Consider the following 13,473-nt stretch of genomic DNA (forward strand, 5'->3'; position numbering starts at 1 on the left):
CGGCGCGCCGGGCGTGAGGGCTCGGCGGCCCTACTGCTCCTGGCCGTGGAAGGGCGGGTCGTCGCTCGCGTCGCTGTTGAGGTCGGCGTCGGGGACGTCGAAGCCGGCCATCGCCTTGTCGACGTCCGAGTTGTCGCGCGGCACGGTGTCCTTCTGGGCGCGGATCCCCTGGGCCTGCTCGCGGATGAGCTGCTCCTCCTCGCTGAAGCGGATGTCGTTCGCCTGGTCGCCCGAGTCGCGGGGCTCGAGGTCCGGGTTGCCGGTCTTGTAGTCGTTCTCGTTGAGATTCGCCGTCTGGCCGATGTCTGGGTTCTCAGTCATGCCGCACCTGTACCCCGCGGCGGAAGGCATCAATCGGGCCTGCGTCAGCCGCGCGGGCGCGGGTAGGACTGCCTTGTCCCCTGCCCCGCCGCCAAGGAGAACACGATGAACCTGTTGGACGACGCCGTCAGCCGGCTCGAGCGCTGGGAGTTCCTCGACCGAGTGGCCGAGCCGGTCCGCAAGGCGGCCCACGCCCTCGTCGGCCCGCGCGCGGTCCGCAACGCGCTCAGCGGCATCCCCACCGGCCACCCGCTGCACGCCGTCCTGACCGATGTGCCGATCGGGGCCTGGAGCATGGCGGCCCTGCTCGATGTGAAGGGCCTGCTCGACGCGGAGAATGGCCGCGGTTCCGAGGCCGCCGCCGACCTGCTCGTCGCGGCCGGCCTGGTCGCCGCCGTGCCGACCGCCGCCGCCGGCCTCAACGACTGGTCGGACACCTACGGGCCCACCGAGCGGGTGGGGCTGGTCCACGCCGCGGCGAACACCGTGGCGCTCGGGCTATACGCCGCCTCCCTTGCCGCCCGCCGCGCGGGACGCCGCCCCGCGGGCCGCGCCCTGGGCCTGGCCGGACTCGGCGTCCTAGCCGTGGGCGGCTACCTCGGCGGCCATCTCACCTACTCGAAGGGCGTCAAGGTCAGCCACACGGCCTACCACGAGGGCCCGCTCGACTGGGAGGACCTCCTCGCCGAGGACGAGCTCGCGGACGGGGCCCCGAAGGTGGTCCAGCTCGGCGAGATCCCGCTGCTCGTGACGCGCGACGCCGGGCGGATCGTCGCGCTCGACAACGTCTGCACGCACGCGGGCGGCCCCCTGAACGAGGGGACCATCGAGAACGGCTGCGTCACCTGCCCCTGGCACGGCAGCCAGTTCCGCCTCGCCGACGGTGCCCCGGTGCTGGGCCCCGCGAGCGCGCCGCAGCCGAGCTACGAGACCCGCGTCCGGGACGGCCGCGTCCAGGTCCGGGCCAAGAAGTAGCGCCGGCTCCGCCCGGGCCCCCGGGCGGAGCCGCCCCCCCCCGGCGACCGGGGCTCAGCCGGTCTTGCGGGTGCGCCGTTTGGGCGGCGCCTTCTGCTCCTGAGGCGAGTCCTCGGCGTCGTCCGCCTCCGCCTTCTTCGCGCGGCTGCGGCCGCCTGCGGATGCCTTCGGAGCTTTGGCGCCGGAGGACTCCTTCGCGCCGCCCGCGGCCTTGCGCCGGTTCTCGACGCTGCGGCGCAGGGCCTCCATGAGGTCCAGGACCTCGGCGCCCTCGCCCTCCTCGGCCGGGGCGCCGAACGTCTCCTCGGTGTCCACGGCATCGCCCTTGGCGAGCTTGGCCTCGACCAGCTGCGTCAGCTGGGCCTGGTACTCGTCGGTGAACTGCCCCGGCTCGAAGTCGGAGGAGAGGCTCTCGACGAGGGAGGAGGACATCTTCAGCTCCTTGTCCGAGATCTTCACCTCGGTGTCCTCGAGCACGGGGAACGCCGCCTCCCGCACCTCGTCGGGCCACAGCAGCGCCTGGAGCACCATGACGTCCCCGCGCACGCGCAGCGCCCCCAGGCGGGACTTCTGCCGCAGCGCGAACTTCACCACGGCGGTCAGCTCGGTCTGCTCGAGGGTGCGCCGCAGGAGCTGGTACGGCTTCACCCCGACCTTCTCGGGCTCGAGGTAGTAGCTCTTCTCGAAGTACATGGGGTCGATCTGCGTATCCGGGACGAACTCGACCACCTCGATCTCCCGGCTGCGCTCCACCGGCAGGGACTTGAGGTCCTCGTCCGTGAGGACGACCGTGCGGCCGCCCTCCTCGTACGCCTTGTCGATGTCCGCGTACTCGACGACCTCCCCGCAGACCTCGCAGCGGCGCTGGTAGCGGATGCGCCCCCGGTCCTTGTCATGGACCTGGTGCAGCTTGAGGTCATGGTCCTCGGTGGCGCTGTACACCTTCACGGGCACGCTGACCAGGCCGAAGCTGATGGCGCCCTTCCAGATTGACCGCATGAGCCCAGTGAACCGCACATTCCACACGATGGATAGGCCATCGGCCCGGGCGCGGCGGGCAGGACGGGCCCTTCTCCCCTTGGCTCCGGGACCGCTGCGCCGCACCGTGGGAGGAGCTTCAGACCTGCCGCCACCGCCCACCGAAGGAGCAGCCGTGAACGTCCTCATCGCCTACGCGAGCAAGCACGGGGCCACCCAGGGGATCGCCGAGCGGATCGGCTCGACGCTGACCGCCGAGGGGTTTCCCGTCACCGTCAGACCGGTCGAGGAGGTCGACGACGTGACGCACTACGACGCCGTCGTCCTCGGCAGCGCGGCCTACGCCCTCCACTGGATGCATGCGGCGACCGCCTTCGCCAAGCGGCACCACCGGGACCTGGCCGAGCGGCCGGTCTGGCTCTTCGCGAGCGGACCCCTCGGCGAGGACACGGTGGACAAGGAGGGCCGCGACGTCCGTGAGAGCAGCGAGCCGCGCGAGTTCGACAAGTTCGCCGATGAGCTCAACGTGAGGGGCGACCACGTGTTCTTCGGCAAGTGGGACCCGGAATCCGAGCCCGTGGGGCTCATGGAGAAGATCATGGAGCACCTGCCGGGGAACCCCCGGGGCTCCCTGCCCGCCGGCGACTTCCGCGACTGGGACGAGGTCGAGGCCTGGGCGCACGGCATCGCCGAGGAGCTGCGGGCCGGGTAGGTCTGGGCCGGCGCCGGGGCCAGGGGGCCGGCGCCGCTCCGGGACCGCGGCGCCGCTTCTCGGTTCCGCGGGTCTTGCCCCCTGTTCCGGACGCTGCCCCCCGCTCCGGCAGGGGGCAGCGTCCGGAACCGGGGGCCTCGTCCGCGCTGCTCGGACACCACGCCCCGGTTCGACCGGCGCCCCGACGGGTAGACCCAAGGGGACATCTTCCCCTTGACCGGGGCGCATGGGAGGTTAGCCGCATGGCAGCGCAGCGCGAGACCGTCGAGATCGAGGGCCGCAGGATCAGCCTGTCCAACCTGGACAAGATCATGTACCCCGAGTCCGGGACCACCAAGGGCGATGTCATCGAGTACTACAGGATGGTCGGCCCCGTCATGATCCCGGCCATCCGGGACAGGCCCGCGACCCGGAAGCGGTGGGTGCACGGCGTGGGCACCGCGGACGATCCGGGGGAGCTGTTCTTCCAGAAGAACCTCGACGAGCGATCCACTCCCGAGTGGGTCCAGCGGGTCACGCTCCACCACCGCCGCTCGACCAACACCTATCCCCTGGTCAACGACCTGCCCACCCTCGTCTGGCTCGCCCAGATCGCCGCCCTCGAGATCCACGTGCCGCAGTGGCGCGCGGTCGAGGAGGACACCATGATCAACCCGGACCGGCTCGTGATCGACCTCGATCCGGGCCCGGGCGCGGGGCTGCCCGAGTGCGTCGAGGTCGCGCACCTGGTCAAGCCGATCTTCGACGACATGGGCCTGCTGTCCGTCCCGGTCACGAGCGGGTCCAAGGGCATCCACCTCTACGCGAAGCTCGACGGCAGCCAGGAGTGGGAGGCCGTCTCCGCCGTGGCCCGCGAGCTCGCGAAGTCCCTCGAGGCGGACCACCCGGACCTCGTGGTCGCCGACCAGAAGAAGACGCTCCGGCACGGCCGCGTGCTCGTGGACTGGAGCCAGAACAGCGGGCAGAAGACCACGATCGCCCCGTACTCGCTGCGCGGCCGCGTCCAGCCGATGGTCGCCGCCCCGCGGACCTGGGAGGAGATCGGCTCCCCCGGCCTGGCGCACGTGCGCTACACCGAGATGGCGGAGCGCCTCGAGACGTTCGGGGACCTGTTCGCGCCGCTGCACCCGCCCGCGCTGGCCGGGACGCACGATTCCAGCCGCTCGTCCCGCCCGCGGGCCCGCGCCGCCGCCGGTGCCCGCTCGGGTTCCTCCAGCGGTTCCCGCTCCTCCGGCGAGGACGACGACGGCGGCGCCCGCGCGCCGTCGTCCGCCGCATCCGCCGGGGGCACCGCCGCGGCCGGAGCCGACCCGCTCACGGTGTACCGGGCCAAGCGGGACGCCGCCAAGACTCCGGAACCGGTCCCAGCCGAGGCGCCCACGCCCGGCGCCGGCGACGCCTTCGTGATCCACGAGCACCACGCGCGCCGGCTGCACTGGGACCTGCGGCTCGAGCACGAGGGGGTGCTGGCCTCGTTCGCCATCCCCAAGGGCATTCCGACCAGCACCGGGAAGAACCACCTCGCCGTGCACACCGAGGACCATCCGCTCGAGTACCTCACCTTCTCCGGCAGCATCCCGCAGGGCGAGTACGGGGCCGGCGACATGTCCGTCTGGGACACCGGCACCTATGAGGCCGAGAAGTGGCGCGAGGACGAGATCATCGTGATCCTGCACGGACGCGAGGGCGGCGGGCTCGAGTCCGTTGCCGAGGGGCTGGCCGGCGGCGGGAATCCGCCGGGCGGGGGCGTCCGGCTCGCGCTCATCCGCACGGAGAAGGGGTCCGCCGGGAAGGAGAACTGGCTCGCGCACCTCATGAAGGACCAGGCCAAGGGGCACTGGCGGCGCGGCCCCCACGCCGGGGCCGGGGCGCCCGACGCCGAGGTCGGGGCGCCCGCGACGTCTGGGCCACCCGCGACGTCCGGGCCACCCGCGACGTCCGGGGCGCCCGCCTCCCCGATGCTCGCCCAGTCCGGCACGGCGGGCCTGGTGCGGCACGGCGACTGGATGTTCGAGATGAAGTGGGACGGCATCCGCGCGATCGTGGACACCCGGGCCGGCTCGGCCCGGCTGATCAGCCGCAACGGGATCGACCAGACCCTCACCTATCCCGAGCTCGCCGACCTCGCCGAGCTCGGGGCCGCCGTGCTCGACGGCGAGATCATCGCCCAGAGCCCGACCGGCCGCCCCGACTTCGGGCTCCTGCAGCAGCGCATGAACCTCAGCCGGCCGACCGACGTCGAGAGGGCCCGGCGGGCGGTGCCCGTGCAGATCGTGCTGTTCGACCTGCTCGAGTACGAGGGGCGCGACCTCACCGGGCTGCCGTTCCGCGAGCGCCGGGCGGCCCTCGAGCTCCTCGCCGAGGGCGGCCTGCCCGCGAGCGCGCAGCTCTCCCCCGTCTTCGACGGCAGCATCGACGACGTCCTGGAGGCCTCCGCCGAGCACGGCCTCGAGGGCGTCATCGCCAAGCGTCCCTCAGCCCGCTACGAGGCCGGCCGCCGCTCGGGCGCGTGGGTGAAGATCAAGCACGAGAAGACCCAGGAGGTCGTGGTGGCCGGCTGGCGCGAGGGGAAGGGCGGCCGGGCGGGGACGGTCGGCTCCCTCCTGCTCGGCATCCCGGACGACGACGGCGTGCTGCGGTACGCGGGCCGGGTCGGCTCGGGCTTCACGGACCGCATGCTCGCCGAGGTCTCGTCCCGGCTGCGCCCCCTCGAGCGCAAGACCCCGCCCCTCGACGGCGTGCCCCGGGAGGACACGCGGGACGCCCACTGGGTCACGCCGAAGCTCGTCGCGGAGGTCCGGTACGGGGAGCTCACGAGCGGCGGACGACTCCGTCACCCCGTCTGGCGGGGCTGGCGGCCGGACAAGGCCGCGGCGGACGTGGTGCTGGAGGGCTGAACGCCGGACCATTCGCTGAGGCGCGGCGCGGCCAAAGGATCACTGGATCAGGTATTCCGAGTCGGGCACATCACTGATGAACATGTATCCGGGGGCGTGGGTGATCGCGAAGGGCGGCCTCGAGGCAAGCAGCGCGGCCTGCGGGGTCACGCCACATGCCCAGAACACCGGAACGTCGCCGGGCGCGGGCGCGACCGCGTCGCCGTAGTCGGGGGCTGCCAGATCGGCGATGCCGAGGGCCGCCGGATCGCCCACGTGGACCGGGGCTCCGTGGACGGCGGGCATCCGGGCGCTGAGCCGGACTGCAGTGTCGACGAGGTCCTCCGGGACATACCGCATTGAAACGACCATCGGCCCATGCATCCGGCCCGCAGGGCGGCACTCGATGTCCGTGCGGTACATGGAGACGTTCCTGCCCTGATCAACATGCCGGAGCGGAATGCCGGCCTCGACCAGCGGCGACTCGAACGTGAAGCTGCAGCCGATCAGGAACGTCACGAGGTCGTCGCGCCACACCTCGACGACCTCGGCCGGCTCCCCGTCGAGGTGGCCGTCGCGCCACACACGGTAGCGCGGAATGTCGGTACGCAGGTCAGCCTCGGAGGCCAGCGCCGTCGTCGTCGATCCCGGGTCTGTCACGTCCAGCACGGGACAGGGCTTCGGGTTCCGCTGACAGAACAGCAGCACGTCGTAGGCCCAGTCGGCGGGGACTGAGATCATGTTCAGCTGGGTGTAGCCGGCGGACCAGCCCGAGGTGGGCACCGCCAGGCCGCCGCGGAATACCGTCCGGGCCTGGCGCGGATGCGCGGACTGGGGGGCTAGGTTCATGGTCGTCAAGGGTGGTCTCCTCGTCGGGCGATTCTTCGGGCGGTCAGGCGAGTTCGCGGTTCTTGGTCTCCGGCAGGCCCAGCAGTGCCAGCACGGCGATGCCATACCCCGCCGCGCCGAAGATCATGGCCCCTCCCACGCCCAGCGTCGTGGCGAGGAATCCCACGAGCGTGGGGAAGAACGCCCCGACGGCCCGGCCGAAGTTGTACGTGAACCCCTGGCCGGTGCCACGGAGGTGAGCCGGGTAGAGCTCCGAGAGGAACGAGCCGAACCCGCTGAAGATTGCTGAAGTGAAGAAGCCCAGCGGGAAGCCCAGGACGAGCACCAGCATGCTGGCGCCGGCGGGGATGTTGACGTAGGCGAAGATGATCAGGGCCGACAGGACCGAGAAGAGCAGGAACGTCTTCTTCCGTCCAAGACGGTCGGTGAGATACCCGCCGGAGACGTACCCGATGAAGGCCCCGGAGATGAGGAACGTCAGGTAGCCGCCCGTTCCCACCACGCTGAGGCCCCGATCCACCTTCAGATAGGTCGGGATCCACGAGGCCAGGGTGTAGTAGCCGCCCTGGACCCCGGTCGCCAGGAGCGAGGCGAAGAGCGTGGTGCGGCCCAAGGGGCCGGTGAAGATGTCCCGGAAGCTGCCCCGCTTCTCGCTCGAGAGCCTCCGCTCCGTCGCCGCGTCAGCGTCTGTGACGTTGCGACGGAGGAACAGGAGCAGCACGGCCGGGAGCGCGCCGGTCCAGAAGAGCACGCGCCAGGCCGTGGCCGCGGGAACAAAGCTGAAGACCAGGGTGTAGACGAGGACCGAGAGCGCCCAACCAACCGCCCACGAGCTCTGGATGAACGCCACCGCACGCCCGCGGTACTTCGGCTTCGCGTACTCGGCCACGAGGATCGCCCCCGTGGCCCACTCGCCGCCGAAGCCGAGCCCCTGGAGCGTGCGGAAGGCCAGCAGCTGCTCGAAGCTGCCGGCAAAGCCGCACAGGACCGTGAACAGTGCGAAGGTCCCCACCGTGATCATGAGCGTCTTGGTGCGCCCGATGCGGTCGACAAGCACCCCGGCCAGCGCGCCGCCGATGGCCGACACGACCAGTGTGACGGTCGTCAGGAGGCCAGCCTGGCCGGTCGAGAGGTGGAAGTAGGCGCCGATCGCGACGAGCGAGAGGGGCAGTACCTGGAAATCGTAGGAGTCGAGGGCGTATCCGCCGAAGGCGCCGATCCAGGCCCTCCGTCCGCGCTCCCCGAGGGTGCGGTACCAGGCGAAGCGCCCAGTGTCCTCGCTGACCTGGTTTTCGACATCAGACATGGCAACCTCACGATTCTTGGGGGCGGACGCCCGGAGACTGTGCCGGGCGGCGCCACTGCGTCATCGCCCGAGGTACCCACCACCCTAGAACTTTGTTCAACAATCTGTCCAGAGGTTTTCGTGACCCAGCTCACGCGGGTCCCCGGAGCAACTCAGCAAAGATTGTTGAACAATCCGGCCGATTGATGCATGCTTGGATCACCACCTCGTGAGACGGAGATCACCATGGCAAGCATTGACCTCAACAGCGACGTCGGCGAGTCCTACGGCAACTGGACCTTCGGCGACGACGCCGCGATCTTCGAGAGCGTCTCGAGCGCCAACGTCGCCTGCGGCTTCCACGCCGGCGACCCGAGCGGCATCCGGGCCACGTGCGAGGCGGCGGCCGCGGCCGGCGTCGTGATCGGCGCGCACCCCGCGTACCGCGACCTCGCGGGATTCGGCCGGCGCTTCATGGACGTGGCGCCGAAGGAGCTCATCGACGACGTCATCTACCAGATCGGCGCCCTCGAGGCCCTGGCCCGCTCGGCCGGCACCGAGGTGCGCTACGTCAAGCCGCACGGAGCGCTCTACAACACGATCGTGCATCACGAGACCCAGGCGAAGGCGGTCGCCAAGGCCGTGGCCGAGGTGGCCCCCGGCCTGCCGCTGCTCGTCCTGCCGAACTCCGAGATCCAGCGCGCGGCCGAGGCCGCGGGCCTGCGCACCGTCACCGAGGCGTTCGCCGACCGCGCCTACACCCCGGAGGGCACCCTCGTCTCCCGGCGCGAGCCGGGCTCCGTGCTGCACGACCTCGACGGGATCGTGGAGCACGTGCTGCGCATCCTCGATGGCAAGGTCCAGGCCATCGACGGCTCGATCGTCCGCATCGCGGCGGACAGCATCTGCGTCCACGGGGACACCCCGGGCGCCGTCGCCATGGCCGCCCGCGTCCGGGCAGCGGTGGCCGAGGCCGGCGTCGGGATCGCGAGCTTCGCATGACCGCCCACGCGGCCGCGGTCCAGAACCCCGTCCTCGGCCTCCGGCCCGCCGGCGACCGCGCCGTCCTCGTCGAGCTGCGCACCCTCGGCGCCGTCCTGGCGCTGACCTCCAAGCTCGCCGCAGCGCAGCACGCCGGGGACCTCGAGGTCGTCGACGTGGTGGCCGCCGCGACCACGGTGCTCATCGTCGCCGCCTCCCCCGACGCCGTGGCCCGCGCGGCCGCGTACGTGCGGGCCCTCCACCTCGAGGACGCCGAGCGCGCGCCCGGCCGGCTCGTGCACATCGAGACCGTGTACGACGGCGCCGACCTCGAGGAGGCTGCCCGCCTCACCGGGCTCTCGCCGGAGGCGCTCGTCGCCGCGCACAGCGGGGCCGTGTGGGACGCGGCGTTCGGCGGTTTCGCGCCCGGGTTCGCCTACCTGACGCACGACGCCGCCCCGTCCGTCCCGCGGCGCACCTCACCGCGCACCGTGGTCCCGGCGGGATCGGTGGCCCTCGCGGGCGCCTACTCGGCCGTGTACCCCGGGGAATCCCCGGGCGGGTGGCAGCTGATCGGGCACACGGACGCCGTGATGTGGGACCTCTCCCGCGAGGACCCCGCGCTCGTGGCGCCCGGCGACCGCGTGCAGTTCCTGCCGGTCCGGGCGTCCGCGTCCCTTGCGGCTCCCGCGCCCGGAGCGGCCCCCGTCAAATGTGGAGTTGAGCACGGTGCGCGCGCCCCGCACCGTGCTCAAGCCACCATTTCCGCCGGTGGCGAGGCGACGGCGCGCGCGGAGGCGGGGCTCGTCGTCGTGCGCCCGGGCCTGCAGACCACGGTGCAGGATGCGGGGCGGCCCGGCCGCGCGGCCCTCGGGGTGAGCCCCGCCGGGGCGCTGGACCGCGGCGCGCTGCGCCGGGCCAACCGCATGGCCGGCAACGCCCCGGATGCCGCCGGACTCGAGGTGCTCCTCGGCGGCCTCGAGCTGCGCGCCGAACGGGACCAGGTGCTCGCCGTGACCGGCGCACGCGTCCCGCTGCGCATCACCGGGCCCGGCACCGCGCAGGGACATGACCCCTCACAGGGGAGGGATGCGCCGCTGGACGCCCCGTTCGCCCTCCTGGCCGGCGAGACCCTCACCGTCGGTCCCCCGGCCCGCGGGCTGCGCACGTACCTCGCGGTCCGCGGCGGCCTCGAGGCGGATCGTGTCCTCGGCAGCGCCTCGACGGACACCCTCTCCGGGATCGGCCCCGCACCGCTCGCGGCTGGGGACGCCCTCGCCGTGGCCTCGACCCGCGGCGCCCATGTGGTCGGGCTGCCGGAGGTGCCCCCGCCGCTCCCGGATCCCGCCGCTCCCGCCGAGCTGCGCGTGCTGACAGGGCCCCGGCAGGACTGGTTCACCGATGCGTCCGTGCGGGCCTTCTTCGGGCAGGAGTGGACCGTCACGTCGCAGTCCAACCGGGTGGGCGTCCGGCTCGACGGGGCCCCGCTCGAACGCGCCCGCAGCGGCGAGCTCACGAGCGAGGGCACCGCGCGCGGCGCCGTCCAGGTCCCCGCGAGCGGCCTGCCCGTCCTGTTCCTGGCCGACGCCCCGGTGACCGGCGGATACCCGGTGATCGGCGTCGTCGTCAGCGCCGACCTCGACCTCGCGGCCCAGCTTCCCCCGGGCGCCAGGGTGCGCTTCGTCCCCGTGCCCGGCGCCGCCCCCACGACCCCAGAAGGAAATGCCCATGCGTAAGGTCCTCATCGCCAACCGCGGCGAGATCGCCGTCCGGATCGCCCGCGCGTGCGACGACGCCGGGCTGGCCAGCGTCGCCGTCTACGCTGACCAGGACGCGGCCGCCCTCCACGTCGAGGCGTGCACCGAGGCCTACGCGCTCGGCGGCACCGCACCCGCCGAGACGTACCTTGACGTGGAGAAGCTCCTCGCCGTCGCGGAGCGCTCCGGTGCCGACGCCGTGCACCCCGGCTACGGCTTCCTCTCCGAAAACGCGGGCTTCGCCCAGGCCGTCCTCGACGCCGGCCTGACCTGGATCGGCCCCTCCCCGGCGACCATCCGGCTCCTCGGGGACAAGGTCAGCGCCCGCGAGGTGGCCGTCCGCGCCGGCGCGCCGCTGGCCCCGGGCAGCGACGGGCCGGTCGCGAGCGCCGAGGAGGTGCGCGCCTTCGCCGCCGAGCACGGACTGCCGGTGGCGATCAAGGCCGCGTTCGGCGGCGGCGGCCGCGGTCTCAAGGTGGCGCGCGCCATGGAGGAGATCGAGGAGGCGTTCGACTCGGCGGTGCGCGAGTCCCGAGCGGCGTTCGGGCGCGAGGAGTGCTTCGTGGAGAAGTTCCTCGACCGGCCCCGGCACGTCGAGGCACAGGTCCTCGCGGACATGCACGGGAACGTGATCGTGGTCGGCACCCGCGACTGCTCCCTGCAGCGCCGCCACCAGAAGCTCGTCGAGGAGGCGCCCGCCCCCTTCCTGACCCCCGAGCAGCGCGAGCGCATCCACACCTCCGCGAAGGCGATCTGCCGCGAGGCCGGCTACGTCGGCGCGGGCACGGTCGAGTACCTCCTCGACAGCCAGGGCACCATCAGCTTCCTCGAGGTCAACACGCGCCTGCAGGTCGAGCACCCCATCACCGAGGAGACCTCCGGAATCGACCTCGTCGCGGCGCAGCTCGCGGTCGCCGACGGGCACGTGCTGCCCGCGCTCGAGGACCCCGAGCCGCGCGGCCACTCGATCGAGTTCCGCATCAATGCCGAGGACCCGGGCCGGGGCTTCCTGCCCGCGCCCGGGACCATCGAGCGGTTCGCCCCGCCCACGGGCCCCGGCATCCGCGTGGACGCTGGAGTCCGCGACGGCTTCACCGTCCCCGGCCAGTTCGACTCCCTCCTGGCCAAGCTCGTGGTCACCGGCGCGGACCGGCAGCAGGCGCTGCGCCGGGCCCGTCGCGCCCTGCGCGAGTTCGAGATCCGCGGCCTGCCCACCGTCCTGCCCTTCGACCGGGCGGTCGTGGACTCCCCCGCGTTCGCCGCCGAGGACGGCGCGTTCGGCGTCTACACGACGTGGATCGAGGCCGAGTTCGCCGAGGAGCTCGCGGCGAGCCCCGACTTCACCGCCCCGGCCGCGCACGACGCCGGCCGCCGCACCTTCGCGATCGACCTCGACGGCCGCCGCATGACCCTCGGCCTGCCCGAGTCCCTGCTGGCCGGGCTCGCGGCCGGGACCGGCGCCGCCGCATCGGCTGGCTCCGGGTCCTCGGGGTCGGCGAGCGCCGCGCACGACGGCGGAGCTCCCTCCGCGGCGGACCTCACCGCCGCGATGGGCGGCACCGTGGTCAAGTGGCTCGTCGAGCCCGGCACCGAGGTCGCTGCCGGGGACGGCGTGGTGGTGCTCGAGGCCATGAAGATGGAGACCACGGTCCAGGCCCACCGGGCCGGGACGGTCGGCGAGCGGGCCGCGGCGGCGGGCGACGCCGTCGTGCCCGGAACGGTCCTGACCACGATCGGGAGCTGACCTCCGGGGGCTGGGCGCGCGGATAGGCTGGCGTCATGACAACTGAGGCGGTCCTGACGAGCCTGCGCCGCGCCGCCGGGAACACGAGACACGCCGAGACGAGCTCGTGGGTGGCCGCGCAGCTGCGACAGGCGATCGCCGACGGCCGCCTCGCACCCGGCGCCAAGCTCGCCGAGGAGGAGCTGCGGGAGGCACTGGGCGTCTCCCGCAACACGCTGCGCGAGGCGTTCGCGACCCTGACCACCGAGCGGGTCGTGACGCGCATCCCCAACCGGGGCGTCTTCGTCTCGCACCCGACCGCGGAGGACATCCGGGAGATCTACCGGGTGCGGCGGCTCGTCGAGCCGGGGGCGCTGCTGTGGTCTCCGGCGCAGCCCACCCAGGCGCTGGCCGGCGTCGTCCGGACCGCCCGGGCTGCGGCGGCGGCCGGCGACGTGCCCGCGATGGCGGACGCGAACCAGGAGTTCCACCGCGGGATCGTGGCCCGGGCCGGGAGCGAGCGGCTGAGCGCGCTCATGGAGCAGGTCCTGGCCGAGATGCGCCTCGTGTTCGCCACGATGGGCGCCGACCCGCGCTTCCACGAGCCCTACGTCGAGGAGAACGCGAAGATCCTTGGCCTCCTCGAAGCGGGCCGGAACGCCCAGGCGGCCGAGGCCATGGCCCAGTACCTCAACCGCGCCGAGCACCAGCTCCTCGAGGCGATCGGCGGCTGACCCCCCCCTCCCCCTCCCCCTCCCCCTCCGTCTGGGAGTCACCTCCTGAGTGCCACCTCCTGCGGGTGCGTCCCGCCTGGGAGTCACCTTCCGCGGGTGCGTCTCCGTCTGAGGGTCATCTCCTGTGGGCTGCCGACAGGAGGTGCCCTCAGGAGCTGACCTTCAGAAGGTGACCTTCAGAAGGTGACTTTCAGGAGGTGACTTTCAGAGGGATTGTTCAACAACCCCCTTGCTTGATTGTTGAACAACCCGATATGCTCTAGCTCACAGCGCCGCGGCGCG

The 13,473-nt window shown here is 72.7% G+C and carries 11 protein-coding genes; 7 read left to right on the forward strand and 4 right to left on the reverse strand.

Features of this window, described 5'->3' with window-relative positions; all coding sequences use genetic code 11:
• Nucleotides 1-30 precede the first annotated feature (30 nt).
• Nucleotides 31-321, reverse strand: coding sequence for a hypothetical protein (locus SA2016_RS17265; protein WP_066500476.1), 291 nt, complete (start codon nt 319-321; stop codon nt 31-33).
• 105 nt (nt 322-426) lie between these two features.
• On the opposite strand from SA2016_RS17265, the gene SA2016_RS17270 reads away from it, so the two are divergent.
• Complete coding sequence (locus SA2016_RS17270) at nt 427-1,296, forward strand: Rieske (2Fe-2S) protein (RefSeq protein ID WP_066500478.1); 870 nt, start codon at nt 427-429, stop codon at nt 1,294-1,296.
• A gap of 54 nt (nt 1,297-1,350) precedes the next feature.
• Here the strand turns inward: SA2016_RS17270 and ku are convergent, their stop codons facing one another.
• The gene (gene ku, locus SA2016_RS17275) at nt 1,351-2,295 is read right to left on the reverse strand and encodes a non-homologous end joining protein Ku (protein ID WP_066500481.1); all 945 of its coding nucleotides are present in this window, start codon (nt 2,293-2,295) and stop codon (nt 1,351-1,353) included.
• Nucleotides 2,296-2,449: 154 nt separating this feature from the next.
• Between ku and SA2016_RS17280 the strand changes: the two genes are divergently transcribed.
• Nucleotides 2,450-2,986, forward strand: coding sequence for a flavodoxin domain-containing protein (locus SA2016_RS17280; protein ID WP_066500483.1), 537 nt, complete (start codon nt 2,450-2,452; stop codon nt 2,984-2,986).
• A gap of 242 nt (nt 2,987-3,228) precedes the next feature.
• On the forward strand, nt 3,229-5,883 hold the full coding sequence (locus tag SA2016_RS17285) for an ATP-dependent DNA ligase (protein ID WP_066500486.1): 2,655 nt from the start codon (nt 3,229-3,231) through the stop codon (nt 5,881-5,883).
• 39 nt (nt 5,884-5,922) lie between these two features.
• Here the strand turns inward: SA2016_RS17285 and SA2016_RS17290 are convergent, their stop codons facing one another.
• A complete protein-coding gene (locus SA2016_RS17290) occupies nt 5,923-6,711 on the reverse strand; it encodes a putative hydro-lyase (RefSeq protein ID WP_084249612.1) in 789 nt (262 codons plus the stop codon).
• Between the two features lie 43 nt (nt 6,712-6,754).
• On the reverse strand, nt 6,755-8,017 hold the full coding sequence (locus SA2016_RS17295; protein WP_066500491.1) for an MFS transporter: 1,263 nt from the start codon (nt 8,015-8,017) through the stop codon (nt 6,755-6,757).
• 225 nt (nt 8,018-8,242) lie between these two features.
• Here SA2016_RS17295 and SA2016_RS17300 point away from each other — a divergent pair, with 225 nt between their 5' ends.
• Genes SA2016_RS17300 through SA2016_RS17315 form a run of 4 tightly spaced genes read left to right on the forward strand, consistent with a single transcriptional unit; the run spans nt 8,243 to nt 13,191 of the window.
• A complete protein-coding gene (locus SA2016_RS17300; protein ID WP_066500493.1) occupies nt 8,243-8,998 on the forward strand; it encodes a LamB/YcsF family protein in 756 nt (251 codons plus the stop codon).
• A complete protein-coding gene (locus SA2016_RS17305) occupies nt 8,995-10,713 on the forward strand; it encodes a 5-oxoprolinase subunit B/C family protein (RefSeq protein WP_066500496.1) in 1,719 nt (572 codons plus the stop codon). Before SA2016_RS17300 ends, SA2016_RS17305 begins: the two co-directional genes overlap by 4 nt.
• Complete coding sequence (locus SA2016_RS17310) at nt 10,706-12,478, forward strand: acetyl/propionyl/methylcrotonyl-CoA carboxylase subunit alpha (RefSeq protein ID WP_066500503.1); 1,773 nt, start codon at nt 10,706-10,708, stop codon at nt 12,476-12,478. Before SA2016_RS17305 ends, SA2016_RS17310 begins: the two co-directional genes overlap by 8 nt.
• A 35-nt stretch (nt 12,479-12,513) precedes the next feature.
• Complete coding sequence (locus tag SA2016_RS17315) at nt 12,514-13,191, forward strand: GntR family transcriptional regulator (RefSeq protein WP_066500505.1); 678 nt, start codon at nt 12,514-12,516, stop codon at nt 13,189-13,191.
• Nucleotides 13,192-13,473 lie beyond the last annotated feature (282 nt).

Origin of the sequence: Sinomonas atrocyanea (assembly GCF_001577305.1) — a bacterium.
Taxonomy (GTDB): domain Bacteria; phylum Actinomycetota; class Actinomycetes; order Actinomycetales; family Micrococcaceae; genus Sinomonas; species Sinomonas atrocyanea.

Bases quoted from the DNA above. Each gene is read 5' to 3' on its own strand.
- SA2016_RS17265 (WP_066500476.1), bottom strand. From the start codon at position 321: ATGACTGAGAACCCAGACATCGGCCAGACGGCGAATCTCAACGAGAAC.
- SA2016_RS17270 (WP_066500478.1), top strand. From the start codon at position 427: ATGAACCTGTTGGACGACGCCGTCAGCCGGCTCGAGCGCTGGGAGTTC.
- ku (WP_066500481.1), bottom strand. From the start codon at position 2,295: ATGCGGTCAATCTGGAAGGGCGCCATCAGCTTCGGCCTGGTCAGCGTG.
- SA2016_RS17285 (WP_066500486.1), top strand. From the start codon at position 3,229: ATGGCAGCGCAGCGCGAGACCGTCGAGATCGAGGGCCGCAGGATCAGC.
- SA2016_RS17290 (WP_084249612.1), bottom strand. From the start codon at position 6,711: ATGAACCTAGCCCCCCAGTCCGCGCATCCGCGCCAGGCCCGGACGGTA.
- SA2016_RS17295 (WP_066500491.1), bottom strand. From the start codon at position 8,017: ATGTCTGATGTCGAAAACCAGGTCAGCGAGGACACTGGGCGCTTCGCC.
- SA2016_RS17300 (WP_066500493.1), top strand. From the start codon at position 8,243: ATGGCAAGCATTGACCTCAACAGCGACGTCGGCGAGTCCTACGGCAAC.
- SA2016_RS17305 (WP_066500496.1), top strand. From the start codon at position 8,995: ATGACCGCCCACGCGGCCGCGGTCCAGAACCCCGTCCTCGGCCTCCGG.
- SA2016_RS17310 (WP_066500503.1), top strand. From the start codon at position 10,706: ATGCGTAAGGTCCTCATCGCCAACCGCGGCGAGATCGCCGTCCGGATC.
- SA2016_RS17315 (WP_066500505.1), top strand. From the start codon at position 12,514: ATGACAACTGAGGCGGTCCTGACGAGCCTGCGCCGCGCCGCCGGGAAC.